This is a genomic window from Cellulomonas sp. URHB0016 (assembly GCF_054057935.1).
Map to the genome: position 1 here is coordinate 1,361,378 of NZ_JBSRZU010000001.1, position 18,573 is coordinate 1,379,950.

11 protein-coding genes are annotated in these 18,573 nt (G+C 71.0%); 1 reads left to right on the forward strand and 10 read right to left on the reverse strand.

Annotated elements, in window-relative coordinates:
- Window positions 1-38: 38 nt before the first annotated feature.
- The 10 genes from ACVW07_RS06455 to ACVW07_RS06500 all read right to left on the reverse strand — a co-directional run bounded on the left by ACVW07_RS06455 (window position 39) and on the right by ACVW07_RS06500 (window position 15,411).
- Entirely contained in the window at window positions 39-407 is a 369-nt protein-coding gene (locus ACVW07_RS06455; protein ID WP_456818437.1) for a hypothetical protein, read from the reverse strand.
- Between the two features lie 46 nt (window positions 408-453).
- Window positions 454-1,185 (reverse strand): C2 family cysteine protease, encoded by a 732-nt coding sequence (locus tag ACVW07_RS06460; protein WP_456818438.1) that lies wholly within the window; start codon window positions 1,183-1,185, stop codon window positions 454-456.
- A gap of 755 nt (window positions 1,186-1,940) precedes the next feature.
- Complete coding sequence (locus ACVW07_RS06465) at window positions 1,941-2,294, reverse strand: hypothetical protein (RefSeq protein WP_456818439.1); 354 nt, start codon at window positions 2,292-2,294, stop codon at window positions 1,941-1,943.
- Between the two features lie 92 nt (window positions 2,295-2,386).
- Window positions 2,387-6,256 carry a DNA-directed RNA polymerase subunit beta' gene (locus tag ACVW07_RS06470; RefSeq protein ID WP_456818440.1) on the reverse strand — a complete coding sequence of 1,290 codons (3,870 nt, stop codon included), beginning with the start codon at window positions 6,254-6,256 and terminating at the stop codon, window positions 2,387-2,389.
- Window positions 6,257-6,382: 126 nt separating this feature from the next.
- Window positions 6,383-9,889: a DNA-directed RNA polymerase subunit beta gene (gene rpoB / locus ACVW07_RS06475; protein ID WP_456818441.1), complete on the reverse strand. Its 3,507-nt coding sequence runs from the start codon at window positions 9,887-9,889 to the stop codon at window positions 6,383-6,385.
- Window positions 9,890-10,367: 478 nt separating this feature from the next.
- Window positions 10,368-10,757 carry a 50S ribosomal protein L7/L12 gene (rplL, locus tag ACVW07_RS06480; RefSeq protein WP_456818442.1) on the reverse strand — a complete coding sequence of 130 codons (390 nt, stop codon included), beginning with the start codon at window positions 10,755-10,757 and terminating at the stop codon, window positions 10,368-10,370.
- 102 nt (window positions 10,758-10,859) lie between these two features.
- Window positions 10,860-11,390, reverse strand: a complete 531-nt coding sequence (gene rplJ, locus ACVW07_RS06485) for a 50S ribosomal protein L10 (protein ID WP_456818443.1) — start codon at window positions 11,388-11,390, stop codon at window positions 10,860-10,862.
- Between the two features lie 273 nt (window positions 11,391-11,663).
- Window positions 11,664-14,276, reverse strand: a complete 2,613-nt coding sequence (locus tag ACVW07_RS06490) for a CHAT domain-containing protein (protein WP_456818444.1) — start codon at window positions 14,274-14,276, stop codon at window positions 11,664-11,666.
- Window positions 14,277-14,281: 5 nt separating this feature from the next.
- On the reverse strand, window positions 14,282-14,785 hold the full coding sequence (locus tag ACVW07_RS06495) for a carboxypeptidase regulatory-like domain-containing protein (protein WP_456818445.1): 504 nt from the start codon (window positions 14,783-14,785) through the stop codon (window positions 14,282-14,284).
- Window positions 14,782-15,411 (reverse strand): RNA polymerase sigma factor, encoded by a 630-nt coding sequence (locus ACVW07_RS06500; protein WP_456818446.1) that lies wholly within the window; start codon window positions 15,409-15,411, stop codon window positions 14,782-14,784. The genes ACVW07_RS06495 and ACVW07_RS06500 overlap by 4 nt, the downstream gene beginning before the upstream one ends.
- 369 nt (window positions 15,412-15,780) lie before the next feature.
- Between ACVW07_RS06500 and ACVW07_RS06505 the strand changes: the two genes are divergently transcribed.
- Window positions 15,781-17,796: a trypsin-like peptidase domain-containing protein gene (locus ACVW07_RS06505; protein ID WP_456818447.1), complete on the forward strand. Its 2,016-nt coding sequence runs from the start codon at window positions 15,781-15,783 to the stop codon at window positions 17,794-17,796.
- Window positions 17,797-18,573: the final 777 nt, after the last annotated feature.

Genomic DNA, 18,573 nt, shown 5'->3' on the forward strand with positions numbered 1-18,573 from the left:
TGCGCGGTCTCGGACGTCCTGCGGGCCTTCGAGAGCCGTCAGGGTGCCGACGGGACCACCCATGCGTAGCTCTGCGAGCTCCCGGGGGCACCGTCGCTGTCGTCGACGTGCACGGAGACGAGGGTGAAGTCCCTGCCCGCGACGGTCACGGTCTCGCCGACCTTCGCACCGGACGACTGGGCGACCTCGCCTGCCCGGTGGGCCGACAGCGACACGTGGTCGTCGTCGATGTTGCTCGCGATCACCGTGAGGTCGTCGAGAGCAGTCGGGATGTTCTCCTGCAGCCGGACGCCGCCGTCGGGCGACGACGCCCCGGGGTCCGGCTCGTCGGCACCGCACCCCGCCATCGCCAGGCTCGTCACCACGACGACGGCCGCGGCCGAGATCCACCGTCCCCAGCGTGCCATCGGTGCACCCCTCTCCTGTCGACCTGCCCGGAAGGCTATCCGCACCTCAACGCACCGCATTCGTGTCCACGGCGCGGAACGCGTCCACGTAGTCGTCGTAGTCCATCGTGATCGGCGGGTAGGAGGCGATGCCCCACGGGTTCACCACCGTCACGGTGCCGTTCTTCACGTCCACCGACTGCACGTAGTAGGCGTGGTGGGAGTGCAGCTGGTCCACACCCTTGTCGTCCTTGTAGTAGGGGTTGTCGTCGTTCGGGAGCGACGACAACCCGATCGCTCCGCCGTCGGCCAGCACCCCCGCGAGGTCACCGATGCTGAGGTCGTCGGTGTCGTGGTGCTCCGACGGGACACCCGTCAGGAGCGTCATGCCCACCTCGGTGTAGCCGCCCTCGATCTCGTCGTAGTCGCCGTACTGCACGGCCAGTGCCTTCTCCAGGACCATCGGCCACAGCTCATAGGGCGAGACGCGGCCGTCGTTGCTCGCGAACGCCGGGTCGCCGTTGGACATGAGCACCATGTCGGGCGTCACCGTGACGTTCACCGCCTTGCCGTCGGGGTAGAGCCGCACGGTGTACGAACCGTTGGCGTTCTGGGTGATGGCCTGGCGGATCAGGTCCGGGTCCGCCTGGGCGACCGCCATCATGGACGCCATGTACCAGCAGTCGCCGATCTGTCCCTGAGAGACGTCCGTCGGGCTCACCGACCCCACGAACAGGCTGTGCTCCACCTCGCCGTACTTCCCGGTGTTCGCCGGGCTCGTCGGGGTTGTCCCGCGCACCATCACCTCCGACGCCGTCGAAGCTGGGCTGAAGCTCGTCGGTGAACTTGGCCAGCCGGTCGAGCGTCGCCTTGCCGGCCTTCGAGGCGAACAGCTCCCAGAGGGTCCGGCGCTCGTCGCGCGACCAGCCTCCGCCGAACCAGCCGTCGTCCAGCTCGTCGACCCAGTCCTTCAGCTCGTCGTCGCTCATCGAGGCGATCAGCTGGTCGATCTCCGCGCCGTTGAGACCCTCGATCGCCTCCCGGGCGTCGTCCAGGTCCCCTCCCCGCACGCCCCAGAACCCGCCGTCGAGGGCGTCTCGCAGGTGGTCGAGCGCACTCTCGACGTCCTCCTGGTCGACGGGCTCGTCGTCGTCCGACGCGTTGGCGTACTTCGTCGGGTCCGTGGCCGGCGCCGAACCCCCGCCGTCCGACGGACCGGCGGGAGCGCCCGCGCCGTCGCCGTCGTAGACCGTGGGTGCGTCGGTGCCGCCGCAGTCTCCGGCCTGCGTACCGAGCGCGCGGACGGCGCAGCCGATCTTGTCGGCGACGGTCTGGCCGACGCCCGACATCTGGCTCGCCGCGACGAGCGCAGCGACGAGGACCACGACGACGATGACGATGCCGACGTACTCGACGGAAGCAGCACCCCGCTCCCTGCCCCGACCCCGATCGATGCATGTCATGTGGTGATCGTCCTGGCCCGACGCCGTCGACGACACGGCCCGGGGGCCCAACATGGGCCTACGGTGGGCCCAGGACACCACCGCTGTGGGGTCAGCCGGGCAGCACCAGGACGGCCTGCGACGGTTCACCCGGACCGTCGTCGGGGCTCGAACGGTCCTCGACGCCGACCAGGGTGACGGTCAGACCGTCGATGGTCGCTCGTTCCCCGACGTCCAGCGTGGCGCGGCCGGTCGACCCGGCAGCATCCGAGACGGACACCGTCGCCGTGTCACCGTCCTCGACGGTGGCCTGCACGGTGTACCCGTCGATCTCGACCGGCGGCTGGTTGGGGATGATCCACCGCGTCCCCGACGGGTAGTCCACCGGCTCGTCGGTGCTCGAGCAACCAGCGAGCACGAGGGCGCCCACCAGCACCGGCGCCGTACCACGCACCGTCCACCACATGCGGTCTCCCCACCCAGGTTGTCGCGGCCGTCCGAGAACGCCCGAGGGGGCCCACCGGACCGGTGAGCCCCCTCGGGCGTGGTGCAGATCGATCAGCGGTAGTCGCCGAAGTCGATGTCCTCGAGCGGGATCGCCTCGCCCGAGCCGAGGCCCAGGGCGGGGAAGTCGATCTCGTCGTAGCCGAAGGTCGGGTACAGCTCGGCCTTCGCCTCCTCCGTGGGCTCCACGGCGATGTTGCCGTAGCGCGGCAGACCCGTCCCCGCGGGGATGAGCTTGCCGAGGATGACGTTCTCCTTGAGGCCGAGCAGCGGGTCGGAACGACCCGACATCGCCGCCTCGGTGAGCACCCGGGTGGTCTCCTGGAAGGAGGCCGCCGAGAGCCACGAGTCCGTCGCGAGCGACGCCTTCGTGATGCCCATGAGCTCCGGACGACCCGAGGCCGGCTGGCCGCCCTCGGACATCGCGCCGCGGTTGGCGTCCTCGAACCGGCCGCGCTCGGCGAGCTCGCCGGGCAGCAGGTCCGTGGTGCCGGAGTCGAGGACCGTCACACGGCGCAGCATCTGCCGCACGATGACCTCGATGTGCTTGTCGTGGATGTCCACGCCCTGGGAGCGGTAGACCTCCTGCACCTCGTCGACCAGGTGCTTCTGCGTGGCCCGCGGGCCGAGGATGCGCAGCACCTTCTTCGGGTCGACGGCGCCCTGGACGAGCTGGTCGCCGACCGTCACGTGGTCACCGTCGGACACGACCAGGCGCGACCGCTTGGTGATCGGGTAGGCGATCTCCTCCGAGCCGTCGTCCGGCGTCAGGACGATGCGCCGCGAGCGGTCACCCTCCTCGATGACGATCCGGCCGGAGAACTCCGCGATCGGCGCCTCACCCTTGGGGGTACGCGCCTCGAAGAGCTCCTGGACACGCGGCAGACCCTGCGTGATGTCGTCGGCCGACGCCACACCACCGGTGTGGAACGTACGCATCGTCAGCTGCGTGCCGGGCTCACCGATGGACTGCGCCGCGATGATGCCGACGGCCTCACCGATGTCGACCAGCTTGCCGGTGGCCAGCGAACGGCCGTAGCAGCGGGCGCACGTACCGACGCGCGACTCGCAGGTGAGGACCGAGCGGACCTTGAGCTCCGTGACGCCCGCCTCGAGGAGACGGTCGAGCAGCACGTCGCCGATGTCGTCGCCGGACCGGCCGATGACGTCACCGTCGATCTCGGCGTCCGTCGCGAGGGTCCGCGAGAAGACGCTGGTCTCGACCTTGTCGTGACGGCGCAGCGTCCCGTCGCCGGCCGGCACGCCGATCGGCATGGTGAGGCCGCGCTCCGTCCCGCAGTCGTCCTCACGGACGATGACGTCCTGCGAGACGTCCACCAGACGACGGGTCAGGTAACCCGAGTCGGCGGTCCGCAGCGCGGTGTCCGCCAGACCCTTGCGGGCACCGTGCGTCGCGATGAAGTACTCGAGGACGGACAGGCCCTCGCGGTAGTTCGCCTTGATCGGACGAGGGATGATCTCGCCCTTCGGGTTGGCGACCAGGCCACGCATACCGGCGATCTGCCGGACCTGCATCCAGTTGCCACGGGCTCCCGAGCCCACCATCTTGAAGACGGTGTTCTCCTTCGGGAAGTTCGCGCGCATCGCCTCGGCGACCTTGTCCGTGGCCTGGGTCCAGATCTCGATGAGCTCCTGACGGCGCTCGTCGTCGGTGATCAGACCCTTCTCGTACTGGCCCTGGACCTTCGCGGCACGAGCCTCGTGCTCCTCGAGGATCGCCGCCTTCGCGGCGGGCGTCGCGACGTCCGAGATGGAGATCGTCACGCCCGACCGGGTGGCCCAGCGGAAGCCGGCCTCCTTCAGGGCGTCCAGGGACGCCGCGACGGCGACCTTCGGGTAGCGCTCGGCCAGGTCGTTGACGATCACCGAGAGCCGCTTCTTGTCGACCACGCCGTTCTCGTACGGGTAGTCCACCGGGAGCAGCTCGTTGAACAGCGCACGGCCGAGCGTCGTCTCGAAGAGCAGCGGCTCGCCCTCGGTCCAGCCCTCGGGCGCGTCGCCCTCCGCCAGGACGAGGTCGTCGAAGAGGATCTTCACGACGGCGTTGAGGTCCAGGCTGCCCTGGTCGAACGCCATGATCGCCTCGGACACCGAGCTGAACGCACGGCCGGCGCCCAGCGGCTCCTCCTTGTCGCTCGTCAGGTGGAACAGGCCGATGATCATGTCCTGGGAGGGCATGGTCACCGGACGGCCGTCCGACGGCTTGAGGATGTTGTTGCTCGAGAGCATGAGGATGCGGGCCTCGGCCTGCGCCTCCGCGCTCAGGGGCAGGTGCACGGCCATCTGGTCACCGTCGAAGTCCGCGTTGAACGCAGCGCAGACGAGCGGGTGCAGGTGGATCGCCTTGCCCTCGACGAGCTGGGGCTCGAACGCCTGGATGCCCAGGCGGTGCAGCGTGGGTGCACGGTTCAGCAGCACCGGGTGCTCGGTGATGACCTCCTCGAGCACGTCCCACACGACCGGGCGCGCGCGCTCGACCATGCGCTTGGCCGACTTGATGTTCTGCGCGTGGTTGAGGTCCACCAGACGCTTCATCACGAACGGCTTGAACAGCTCGAGCGCCATCTGCTTGGGCAGGCCGCACTGGTGCAGCTTGAGCTGCGGCCCGACGACGATGACCGAACGGCCCGAGTAGTCGACGCGCTTGCCCAGCAGGTTCTGGCGGAACCGGCCCTGCTTGCCCTTGAGCATGTCCGAGATCGACTTGAGCGGGCGGTTGCCCGGGCCGGTGACCGGACGGCCACGGCGGCCGTTGTCGAACAGCGAGTCCACGGCCTCCTGGAGCATCCGCTTCTCGTTGTTGACGATGATCTCGGGCGCACCGAGGTCGAGCAGCCGCTTGAGGCGGTTGTTCCGGTTGATCACGCGGCGGTACAGGTCGTTCAGGTCCGAGGTGGCGAACCGGCCACCGTCGAGCTGGACCATCGGACGCAGGTCCGGCGGGATGACGGGGACCGCGTCGAGGACCATGCCGGTCGGCGAGTTCGTCGTGGTGAGGAACGCGTTGACGACCTTGAGACGCTTGAGGGCACGCGTCTTGCGCTGGCCCTTGCCCGTCTTGATGATCTCGCGCAGGTTGTCCGACTCCGCCTCCAGGTCGAACGCCTCAAGACGCTTCTGGATCGCCGCGGCGCCCATCGAGCCCTCGAAGTAGTTCCCGTAGCGGTCCTGCAGCGCCCGGTACAGCAGCTCGTCGCCCTCGAGGTCCGCGACCTTGAGGTTCTTGAACCGGTCCCACACGTTGTCCAGGCGCTCGAGCTCGAGGTCCGAGCGCTTGCGGATCTGGGCCATCTCACGCTCCGCCGAGTCGCGGACCTTGCGGCGCGCGTCGGCCTTCGCACCCTCGGCCTCGAGCTCGGCCAGGTCGGCCTCGAGCTTCTGCGCGCGGGTGTTGACGTCGTTGTCGCGGCGGTCCGAGATCTCCTTCTTCTCCAGGTCGATCTCGTTCTGGAGGTTCGGGAGGTCCTCCTGGCGACCGTCCACGTCGACCCACGTGATCATGTAGGCCGCGAAGTAGATGACCTTCTCGAGGTCCTTCGGGGCGAGGTCGAGCAGGTAGCCGAGGCGCGACGGGACGCCCTTGAAGAACCAGATGTGGGTGACCGGGGCGGCGAGCTCGATGTGGCCCATGCGCTCACGACGCACCTTGGAGCGCGTGACCTCGACACCGCAGCGCTCGCAGATGATGCCCTTGAAGCGGACGCGCTTGTACTTGCCGCAGTAGCACTCCCAGTCCCGGGTGGGACCGAAGATCTTCTCGCAGAACAGGCCATCCTTCTCCGGCTTCAGGGTCCGGTAGTTGATGGTCTCGGGCTTCTTCACCTCACCGTGCGACCAGGCACGGATGTCGTCGGCCGTGGCCAGGCCGATACGAAGCTCGTCGAAGACGTTGACGTCGAGCAAGGGGGGTCCTACTTCCTTCGCTTGCCGGCCTGCGCTGCGGCAGGTGACCGGCGGACGGAAATGTTGCTAAAGGGTGCGGGCACCCGGTCCGGCACCCTGTGGAGGCAGCCGGACCGGGGCTCGACGTCAGATCTCTTCGACGCTGCTGGCGTTGGGACGGCGCGACAGGTCGATGCCGAGCTCTTCCGCGGCGCGGTAGACCTCGTCGTCGTTCTCCTTCATGTCGATGGAGACGCCGTCCGAGGACAGCACCTCGACGTTCAGGCAGAGCGACTGCATCTCCTTGAGCAGAACCTTGAACGACTCCGGGATGCCCGAGTCGGGGATGTTCTCGCCCTTGACGATCGCCTCGTACACCTTGACGCGGCCGGGCACGTCGTCGGACTTGATGGTGAGGAGCTCCTGCAGCGTGTAGGCGGCGCCGTACGCCTCGAGGGCCCACACCTCCATCTCGCCGAACCGCTGACCACCGAACTGCGCCTTACCACCCAGCGGCTGCTGCGTGATCATCGAGTACGGGCCGGTCGAACGGGCGTGGATCTTGTCGTCGACCAGGTGGTGCAGCTTGAGGATGTACATGTAGCCGACCGCGACCGGGTCGGGGAACGGCTCGCCCGAGCGCCCGTCGAACAGGCGGCCCTTGCCGTCGCCACCCACGGTGCGGACCCCGTCGCGGTTGAGCAGCGTGCTGCTCAGCAGGCCGGTGAGGGTCTGCTCCGGCACGCCGTCGAACACGGGGGTCGCGACGGGGTTGCCGGGCGGCGAGGACGCGGCGATGTCCGGGACGCCGTCGCGCCAGGACACGTCGCCCTCGGCGAGCGAGATGTCCCAGCCCTGCTTGGCGACCCAGCCGAGGTGCGTCTCGAGGACCTGGCCGACGTTCATGCGGCCGGGGACACCGAGCGGGTTGAGCACGACGTCGACCGCCGTGCCGTCCGCGAGGAACGGCATGTCCTCGACCGGGAGGATCTTCGAGATGACGCCCTTGTTGCCGTGACGGCCGGCGAGCTTGTCACCGTCGGTGATCTTGCGGCGCTGCGCGATGTACACGCGGACCAGCTCGTTCACGCCGGCCGGCAGCTCGTCGCCGTCGTCGCGGCTGAACGTGCGGACCTCGATGACCGTGCCCGACTCGCCGTGCGGGACCTTGAGCGACGTGTCGCGGACCTCGCGCGCCTTCTCGCCGAAGATCGCGCGGAGCAGGCGCTCCTCGGGGGTCAGCTCGGTCTCGCCCTTGGGCGTGACCTTGCCGACGAGGATGTCGCCCGCCGCGACCTCGGCACCGATGCGGATGATGCCGCGCTCGTCCAGGTCCGCGAGGACCTCCTCGGAGACGTTCGGGATGTCCCGCGTGATCTCCTCGGGGCCGAGCTTGGTGTCGCGCGCGTCGACCTCGTGCTCCTCGATGTGGATCGAGGACAGGATGTCGTCCTGCACGAGACGCTGCGACAGGATGATCGCGTCCTCGTAGTTGTGGCCCTCCCACGACATGAACGCCACGAGCAGGTTGCGGCCGAGCGCGAGCTCGCCCTCGTCCGTCGCGGGGCCGTCGGCGAGCACCGAGCCGACCTCGACGCGGGCGCCCTGGTCGACGAGCACGCGCTGGTTGTAGCTCGTGCCCTGGTTGGAGCGACGGAACTTCGCGACGCGGTACGTCGTGGTGGTCGCGTCGTCGTTCGCGATGGAGATGAGGTCGGCGGAGACCTCGGTGACGACACCCGGCTTCGACGCGACGATGACGTCGCCCGCGTCGATGGCCGCGCGACGCTCCATGCCGGTGCCGACGAGCGGCGCCTCGGAGCGGACGAGCGGCACGGCCTGGCGCTGCATGTTCGCGCCCATGAGGGCACGGTTGGCGTCGTCGTGCTCCAGGAACGGGATCAGGGCCGTGGCCACCGACACCATCTGGCGCGGGGAGACGTCCATGTAGTCGACGTTCTCGCCGGCGACGTACTCGATCTCGCCGCCCTTGACGCGGACCAGGACACGCTCCTCCTCGAAGACGCCGTTCGCCTTGAGCGGCGCATTGGCCTGGGCGATGACGTGGCGGTCCTCGTCGTCGGCCGTGAGGTAGTGGACCTCGTCCGTCACGCGGCCGGCCGTCACCTTGCGGTACGGCGTCTCGACGAACCCGAACGGGTTGATCCGCCCGTACGTGGCGAGCGAGCCGATGAGGCCGATGTTCGGGCCCTCAGGGGTCTCGATCGGGCACATGCGGCCGTAGTGCGACGGGTGGACGTCGCGGACCTCCATGCCGGCACGGTCGCGGGACAGACCACCCGGGCCGAGGGCCGACAGACGCCGCTTGTGCGTCAGGCCCGCGAGCGGGTTGTTCTGGTCCATGAACTGCGAGAGCTGGCTCGTCCCGAAGAACTCCTTGATGGAGGCCACGACGGGACGGATGTTGATCAGCGTCTGCGGCGTGATGGCCTCGACGTCCTGCGTGGTCATGCGCTCGCGCACCACGCGCTCCATCCGGGACAGGCCTGTGCGGACCTGGTTCTGGATGAGCTCGCCGACCGCACGGATCCGGCGGTTGCCGAAGTGGTCGATGTCGTCCGTCTCGACGCGGATCTCGATCGCCTCGCCGGCCCGCGTGCCGGGCAGCTGCTGCAGGTCGATGTGCAGCGACGCGAGGTACTTGATCGTGGCGACGACGTCGTCCTTGGACAGCACCGAGTCCGCGAGCGGCACGTCCAGGCCGAGCTTCTTGTTCAGCTTGTAGCGGCCGACCTTCGCGAGGTCGTAGCGCTTGGAGTTGAAGTAGAAGTTCTCGATCAGCGCGCGACCGGCCTCGACCGTGGGCGGCTCGCCCGGGCGGATCTTGCGGTAGAGGTCGAGCAGCGCCTCGTCCTGCGTCTGGACGTGGTCCTTCTCGAGCGTGTCGATGACGGCCGGGTAGTTCGCGAACTCCTCGCGGATCTCCGACTCGGTCATGCCGAGCGCCTTGAGCAGCACCGTGGCGTTCTGCTTGCGCTTGCGGTCGACGCGGACGCCGACGTTGTCACGCTTGTCGATCTCGAACTCGAGCCACGCCCCACGGCTCGGGATGACCTTCGCCGTGAGGATGTCCTTGTCCGACGTCTTGTCGGCGATGCGCTCGAAGTAGACGCCCGGCGAACGGACGAGCTGCGAGACGACGACGCGCTCGGTGCCGTTGATGATGAACGTGCCCCGCTCCGTCATGAGCGGGAAGTCGCCCATGAAGACCGTCTGGCTCTTGATCTCACCGGTGGTGTAGTTGACGAACTCCGCCGTCACGAACAGCGGCGCGGCGAAGGTGAAGTCCTTCTCCTTGCACTCCTCGGCCGTGTACTTCGGCGGCTCGAAGCGGTGCTCGCGGAAGGAGAGCGACATGGAGCCGCCGAAGTCCTCGATCGGGGAGATCTCCTCGAAGATCTCCTCGAGACCAGCGGTCTCCGGGACGTCCTGGCGACCGTTCTCGAGCGCCTTCGCGACGCGTCCCTGCCAGCGCTCGTTCCCGAGCAGCCAGTCGAAGCTCTCGGTCTGCAGACCGAGCAGGTCCGGGACCTCGAGCGGCTCATGGATCTTGGCGAAGGAGATGCGGCGAGAGGCGGTGCGGTTCGCGATGGCGTCGGCGGAGGGTGCAGAAGGGGTGCGCGAGGCAGCCAAGAGGGGTCCTTCCCTGCGGATCGAGTGCACGCTGCGCACGGCCCGGCTAGGCGCGATCCCCCGGCCTCGGATCCAGAGACGTCGCGCACGTACGGCGTCCACTGCTCGGGTTATACGGGATCGCGGGCACAGGCCAGCGCAAAGCGCTAGCATACCCGCCTCGGGCAGGGAAGTCTACCCGGTGACGACGTCCTGGCACTTCGGCACCGGGTGGTGCCCGAGGCCCGGATGTCCGGCTCGACCGGACGGTGACGCCCGGCGGGCGACCTCGTTGTCGCCGGGCGCCATGGTGGCACACGTCACGGCTCCTGTGAAAGTCCGGGCGACCGCGCGGCGCCGCGGAGCACCCCGTCGGACCCGCTCGCGACCGCGCTCGCGCCCGAGCGGCGACGACGAAGGCCCGCACCCCTCGCGGGACACGGGCCTTCGTGCGTCAGGCATCGCTCCGGCAGCGGTCAGGACCGCGCCGGAGGTCGGATCACTTGAGGGTGACCGTGGCGCCGGCGCCCTCGAGAGCGGCCTTCGCCTTCTCGGCCGCCTCCTTGTTCACGCCCTCCAGGACGGCCTTGGGGGCCTCGTCCACGAGGTCCTTGGCCTCCTTGAGGCCGAGCGACGTGAGCGCGCGCACCTCCTTGATGACCTGGATCTTCTTCTCGCCGGCGGCCTCGAGAACGACGTCGAACGAGTCCTTCTCCTCCTCGGCCTCGACCTCGGCACCCGCGCCACCGGCGGCGGGGGCCGCGACGGCGACGGGAGCGGCGGCGGTGACCTCGAAGACGTCCTCGAACGCCTTCACGAACTCGGAGAGCTCGATGAGGGTGAGGCCCTTGAACTGCTCGATGAGCTCGTCGGTGCTGAGCTTCGCCATGATCGGCGTTCCTTTCGTCGGTTGCCCGGCGGGGGTGTCGTCCCCGAGCGCCGGAGCAGGGTGTGGGTGGTGCGCGTCGACTGGCTGCCCGTCAGGACAGGGTCAGGCGGCTGCGCCTTCCGATTCCTGCTTCTGGCGCAGGGCATCGATGACACGGGCGGCCTGGGCGGTGTTCGCGGTGAAGACGTACGCGGCCTGGTAGAGCTTGGCCTTCATCGCGCCGGCGGCCTTGGCCAGCAGGACCTCGCGGGACTCGAGGTCCGCGAGCTTGGTGACGTCCGCAGCGGTCAGGGCGCGGCCGTCGAGGACGCCCCCCTTGATGACCAGTGCGGGGTTCGCCTTGGCGAAGTCACGCAGACCCTTCGCGGCCTCGACCGGGTCGCCGGTGACGAAGGCGATCGCCGACGGGCCCGCGAGCGCGTCGTCGAGGCCAGTCAGTCCGGCGTCCTTGGCCGCGATCGCGGTCAGCGTGTTCTTCACCACGGCGTAGGTTGCGTTACCGCCGAGCGCCTTGCGCAGCCGCTTGAGCTGCGCGACGGTGAGCCCGCGGTACTCGGTCAGCACGGCCGCGTTCGACTCGCGGAACAGGTCCGTGAGCTCTGCGACAGCGGCTGCCTTGTCCGGCCTCGCCATGGCAATCCTTCCGATGGTGGTGCCACCGGTCGTCAGGCTCGCAGATCGGTCATCGGAGATGACAAGAGCCCCGCGCAGGCGCGGGGCTCGGCGTCGGGACACGGCATGCCGGTCCGTCCGGGAACACTCACCTGCGCTGGCCTCCGCTGCTGCGGGACTTCGGGCGGACTCACACAGGGTGACTCCGACGACCGGCGGTCTTGGGCCCCATGAGCCTACGGCACCCGTCGAGCCTCTCCAAATCCGGGTGCGATACCTCGATCGCGCCGGACGTCAGACCGGCGCCCCGAAGCACATCAGCGGCGCCACGACCCCCGTGACCTGGGCGTCCTCCGCGACGGCCGTCGCGACGGCGTGGGCCACCGGCCGGCCCTCCCGCAGCAGCGCGTGCGTACGGGTCATGACGCGCAGCGCGGTGTCGTCGGGCAGCGGAGCCACCGCCGCCACCACGCACCCGACGCCGCGCCGCAGCAGCACGCTGGCCATCCCGAGCGCCTCCCCGCCGGCTCGGATGCTGGCCCGACCGACCTCGCAGCTCGACAGCACCACCAGCTCCGGGGTCTGCCCGCCGGCGTCCAGCTCGTGGGCGAACAGCGGACCGTCGGCCATGCGGACCGACGAGAACAGCGGGTTGTCGGGCTCGTGGCGCCCGTGCGCCGCGAGATGGACGACACCGGGCGAGCCGAGCATCTCGATCATCCGCGCGACCGTCGCCTCCTCCCCCACGACCGCCTCCCCACCCGGCCACAGGGCGGCGATCTCCCTGGCCTCGGAGTCGGCGTGCCGCAGACCCGGACCGGCCGCCGCGCTGACCCGCACCGGGGACTCGGACGCCGTGCCGGCGAACGTCATCCAGTGGTGCACCGACGGCGCGACCACGGTGGGTCGGCCGATCCGGGACGAGAGCATCGACCAGGGCAGCACGCCGAGCCAGCCGGTCGCGACGACCACGAGCTCCCCCGGAGCGCCCAGAGCCGGAGCCAGCCGCTTCTCCAGGTCGGTCATGCCGTGCAGCAGCGACCGCTGGGCGACGTCGCGCAGGTCCGCGGGCACGAGCGTGTTGGACGTGACCTCGAGGTCGGCGTGCACCCGCCGGACCAGCTCGGCCGTCGCTGCGGCGTCGCCCAGGTGGTGCAGGACGCCGTGGCCGTGCGCCATCTCCACGGCGAGGATCTGACCGCGGTGGCTCAGCACGTCGAGCACCGTGCTCCCCGGCCGCTGGTCGAGCATCCGCCGGACCTCCACCGCGCGGCCCGGACGGTCGTCGCCCACCCGACCGCGCTCGTGCCACGACCGCGCCAGGATCTCGTGCTTGAGCCGCTGTGCCTCACGGATCATCCTGATGCGCTGCGGGTCCGCACCGGCCCGCTGGGGAACTCCGCGGTTCTCGTCCAGCAGCCGCCGCAGCTGCGTGAGCAGCTCGGCCGAGTGCGGGTCGTCGGGCGGGTTGACCCTCGGGGTCCCGCCGATCACCGCCCGGACGCGCTCGGCCGCGTCCAGCACCGCCGACGGCCGGTCGGCGGCCAGGGCCAGCCGCACGTCCAGGTCCGCGAGCGCCCGCCCGTGCACGGCACCCGCCGTGCGCAGGTCCAGGGACCCGAACCGGGACCGGTGCAGGGCGAGATCGCGCTGACCTGCACGGACGTAGCGTCCGGCGCGCGCCCGGTCGCCCGCGGCGAGCGCCAGCATCGCGCGGATCCATCGCCCGTGCAGGCGGACGGACACCGGGTCGCTCCCCCGGACCGTGCCGAGCTCCTCGAGCACGCTCGACGGATCGGCGACCGCCCCACGGGACAGGTCGGCCTCGATCCGGACGTACGCCGCGGCGCTCTCCCAGCTCGTCCGACCGGTCGCCCGGCACAACCGTTCCAGCTTCGTCGCACGACGGGACAGGCCGGCCCACAGCGCCCGGGTACGGGGGTCGTCGTCCAGCGCGCTCGCGTAGGTCACGGCGTCGGCCTGCAGGGCCAGCAGCGACGTCCGCACCACCCAGGCCTCGTCCCCTCGTCGTCGGAACCGTCGCTCCGACGACGCGACGAACCGCCGGGCCGCCGACACGTCGCCGCGCAGCATCGCGCACTCCGCGCGACCGAGCTCGCACTCCGCGACGTCGCGCGGCAGGTGCTGCGACTCGAACTGCTGCGCAGCCTCGGCGAACGTCGTGTCGGCGACCCCGACCAGCCCGGCCTCGAGGAGCACCCGAGCCCGGTCGAGCATCTGGATCGGGTGCGGCGGGCCGGGCAGGCTGCGGGCCGCGACCTCCATCCGCGCCAGCGCGTCCGGCAGCTTGCCCTCGACGAAGGCCAGGTAGCCGAGGTTGTGCTCCGCCCTGAACGTCAGCCGCGCGAACCCGGCCTGCCGCGACCGGCGGGCACACTCGGCATAGTCCGCCCGCGACTGGGCGACATGGTGGAGCTCCGAGTGCAGGACGCCGCGGTTCAGCAACGCCCGGCAGCCGTCGATCGCCTCGGCCGCGTCGATGGACGCCACCGCCTCGTCGAGCCAGCGCAGCGCCTCCTCGTGACGGCCCGCCCGCAGGGCGAGCAGACCACGCAGGCCGGCGAGGGCGGGCCCGAGGCCCTGCCATCGCACCCTCAGGTCGACCTCCTGCGCCACGAGCATCGCGTCGAGCTCGTCGAGCGCCGCCCGGGGACCGCCACGCGTCTCGAAGTCCGCCTTGGCGAGCTCGATCAGCGACCGGGCGCGGAGCCGGACGACCGCCGACGACAGCTCCATCGTCGCGAGCTCGCGCAGGACCGGGCGCAGGCGCCTGCGCGCACGGGTCGGCCGGCCCTCCGCGTTCTCCGTCTCCGCCTTCTGGACCGCCTCGGCGAGGCTGTCCAGGGAGGGCGGCCCGGTCGCCGCCGGGCCGCCCTGGTCCGACATCTGCCCTAGAGCTCGATCTGTGGGGTCACGATCGGCACCGTCGGGTCAGACGGGCGACGCAGGACCAGCCGGGCCGGGCCGTGCTCCACGTCGGAGAACGAGAAGCGTCCGTCGGAGTCGGACGACGTGGTCGTCACGTCGCCGGACTGGTGCAGCTCGACCGACAGCTCACCTGCCGGTGCTGCCCAGCCGTCGACGCGGACCCGACCTGCCTCCGGGTGGACAGAGATCATCACCGTGAGGACGTCGGTCGTGAACGTGATCGTGCCGGCCTCGATGCTCGTCTCGTCGGCTCGCCGCGCGAGCTCCGGCTCCCCGACCAGGTGCAGCTCGGCGAGCTCCGCGTGCAGGGCCTCGATGGTGAGGGCCATCCCGATGCTCTCCACGAGCCCGGCGGGCACCGGGTCGATCGCATCGACCATCAGGCCGATCTGGCGCAGGATCTCCAGGTCGTGGGCGTCCAGGCCGCCGGCGGCGACCAGGGCGAGCGTGCTCTCGTCGGCGGTCATGACACGCTCCAGGCGGGGTCGGAGGAGAGGGCGAGACGCAGCTTGGCCAGACACCGACCACGGGTGGGACCGATGCTGCCGACGGGCATGCCGAGCGCGCGCGAGACCACGGTGTAGTCGGGCCTGTCGACGAGCGCCACCAGGCCCAGCAGGCGACGGCAGCGGTCCGGCAGCGACGACACGTGCTCCCACAGGATCTGGTCGCGCTCGGAGCGGACCGCCACCGTGTCCGGGCGGTCGTCGACCGGGGCCGCGAGCCAGTCGGTCACGTGCTCGTCCTGCTCCTGTCGCACCAGGTCCTCCCGCGAGCGCCGCACCGATCGCCAGGCGGCCCGCTTGGCCGTCACGAGCATCCACTGCAGCGTGGCGCGAGGGTCGCGGATCGCGTCGATGTCCCGCACCAGGGTGAGCCACACGTTCTGCACGACGTCCTGCGCGGTCTCCGTGTCCGCGCCCTGGGCGCGCACCGTGTGCCACAGCAGTGGCGTCATCACCTGCACCAGCGCCGCGAGAGGCTCCCTGTCCCCGTCGCGGTACGCGACCACGGCTCGGGCCGCGCGGTCGGCGAGCCCCTCGCCCTGCTCGCGGAGCGCGGTGTCCACCGGCTCCACCAGGTCGTCACTCATCATGGACCCCTCACAGGCGGCCTCGTCGGGCGGCCGCCCCTGTCACAGTAGGCGGCCCGGACAACCCCGACAAGAAGGACGAACCACGCGTCGGGCACATGTCCAGGACGAGGTCCCCACGCGGCCGCGCGTGATCCCCGACCTGCGGGATCGATGATCAGGAGCCCCACGTCCCGCGCCAGATACGTGGAAGCGCAAGATTCCTCCGGAGCCGTGTATCTGAGCAGGTCCGGGGCGCTCCTGCCCATCACGCGACTTCGTCCTTCCGCTGCGTGGGGGCCGACGGAAGGCTGTCGGAGGAACCGGTGCCCGGCCTGGTTCGACAGCTCGACCATCCGATCGACATGACGATCCGAGGAGACACTCGACATGACCGAGCAGGACCGCACGCCGCAGGACCTCACGCGCGAGCAGATCCGCCCGACCAAGCGCAACATCGAGAACGCTCTCATCGCGCGCGCCGGCGTGGTCGGGGTGGACATCGGGGAGAAGTGGTCCGACGGCCGCCCCACCGGCCGGCAGGCGATCGTCGTGCACGTCGAGCGCAAGCTCGCCGACGGTGACGTCTCCGAGCAGGACCGGATCCCCGCCACGGTCGACGGCATCCCGACCGACGTGGTGGAGCACCGCGTCCGCCTGCTGGGCTCCACCACCTCGCCGGCCGACACGCCCGACGTGCTGCGCGGCCGGGTGCGACCGCTCGCCGGTGGCGTGAGCGTCGGCCCGGCCGACCCCGTCACGGTCCCCGTCGACGGACACGCCCAGCGGCGCTCGGTGAACGGGACGCTCGGTGTGGTCGTCACGGACCGCCTCAGCGGCCGCGCGCTCGGCCTCACCAACTGGCACGTCGCTGCGGGCGACGGCCTGGAGGACGTCGGCAGCACCTGGATCCAGCCGGGGCTCGCTGACGGCGGTACCGCCGACGGCGACCGGGTCGGCGCGCTCGTCCGCGGCGTCCTGACGGACAAGATCGACGCCGCGGTCGTCGCCTTCGCCCCCGGCGCCTCGTGGGTACCGGGCATCATCGGGATCGGCGCCGTGACCGGCTCCGCCGCGGCCGTCGAGGACGGCGTGGTGCGCAAGTACGGCCGGACCACGGGGCTGCGCGTCGGCCGGGTGGTCTCGACCGACTACACGACCTCGGTGAACTTCGGGAGCGGCACCGGATGGCGCACGCTCCACGACCAGATCCGCATCGAGCCCGACGAGGGAACGGAGGCGTTCTCCGGCGAGGGCGACTCCGGTTCCGCCGTCGTGGACGAGGACGGCCGCGTCGTCGGGCTGCTCTGGGCGGGAGAGGACGACGGCTCGTATGCCGTGGCGAGCCCGATCTCCGCCGTCCTCGACACCCTGGGGGTCGACGTCGCGACCGTCGCCAGCGCCCGCGCCGCCGCTCAGCGACTCGGTGGCGCCTGGACCACCGACCGCCAGACGGCGGCACGTCGACGCTGGGCGGCCGCGTACGCCGCCGGCTGGGCCGGTCCGTTCCCGCCCGTGAGCGTCGCGTTCCGCGGCGGACAGCGCGCCGGCGGCGCTGCGGGCCGGCTCGGTGGCAGCGCGCCGGGGTCGAGCTCCAACGGCGCGGGCGCAGCGGCCGCGCGGCGCGGCACACCGGCCGGGTACCGGCCCACCGGCAGCAGGGGGCACGCGTCCACCGAGCCGTTCACCGAACCGTTCACCGAGCCCTTCACCGAACCGTTCACGGAGCCGTTCACCGAACCGTTCACGGAACCGTTCACCGAAGCGTTCAGGGCCACCCCCCGTTCACCGAGCCCTTCACCGAACCGTTCACCGAGCCGTTCACGGAGCCGTTCACGGAGCCGTTCACGGAACCGTTCACCGAACCGTTCACCGAACCGTTCACCGAACCGTTCACCGAAGCGTTCAGGGCCACCCCGTTCACCGAGCCCTTCACCGAACCGTTCACCGAGCCGTTCACGGAACCGTTCACAGAGCCCTTCACCGAACCGTTCACGGAGCCGTTCACCGAGGCGTTCGGCGCCGACCCGTTCACCGAACCGTTCAGCCAGCAGTACGTCGAGGCCCACCTGGCCCGAGCCCGCGCTGCCTACGCCGCGCGTGCGCGTGCCGCAGCCGCCCACCGCGCCCACGCCGCCGCCACCCGGCGGGCACGGGAAGCGTTCTGGGCCGGGTACGTCACCGCGCTCACGCGCGGGCGACGACCCTGACCGGTCACGCCGACGCCCGTCCGGGCGTCGGCGCGATCACCACCAAGGAGGAGCAGGAGATGTCCGTCGTCGTCGAAGGGCCATGGGTGGACCGTCGCCGGCCCGCCCGGGTCGAGGCGATCGACCCCGTGGTCGGCCGGCACGCCGCCGCGGGGCCGTCGCCGGAGGTCGTCGCACTCGTCGCCGTCCCCCGTGACGTCGCGTCGCGCACCGACCGCGCGTGCGGCGACCCGTCAGTGCACCCCGCCCGGCATGCCCGGGACGGCTCGTGTCCCGGCGCGGCGGAGGTCGAGCCGCTGCCGCTCGTCCGCGAGCTGGAGTCGGTCGTCGACCGGATGTCGACCTACGGGCCCCTGCTCGCGCTCCAGTCGGACCTGCGCGCCCTGCTCGGCGCATGGGCCGCCGCCCTGGTCCGCCTGCACCGGACGCCCGTGACGCTCGCGACGCCCGTCGCCGAGGTCCCGTGGGTGCTCACGGAGCCGCTGCCCGCGTGGCTCGGCGACCTGCCCGTCGAGACCGGCCCCATCTGGGCGGTCCGCGTCCACCCGGGCGTCCTCCAGGCGCTGCGGCGCACCCTCGCCGGCTGGACCGCTGCGCAGTGGACGCACGGCGACCCCACGGGCGACGAGGTCGTCGTGACCCGGCGCCACGGCACGACCCGGGCGACCCTGCTCGGTGCGGCCCACCACGACGAGGCCGAGCAGGAACCGCCCGCCGGGCAGCCGCGCAGCGGCATGGGCGACCCCCGCTGGGACGTCGCGACGGTGCTCGACTGGCTGTCCATCGCACTGGGGCCGGCGCTCGACCCTGCCTGGCACGTCGACCCCGTCGCGATGTTCCTCGACGAGTACCACGCGCTCGGTGGGCGGGCCGTCCCCACCCGCGCGATGGCGGTGGCACGCACCGTCGCCACCGCCGTCGAGTGGAGCGCACAGCTCGCGCTCGCCGGGCCTGACGGCCCGGACGAGCGCGC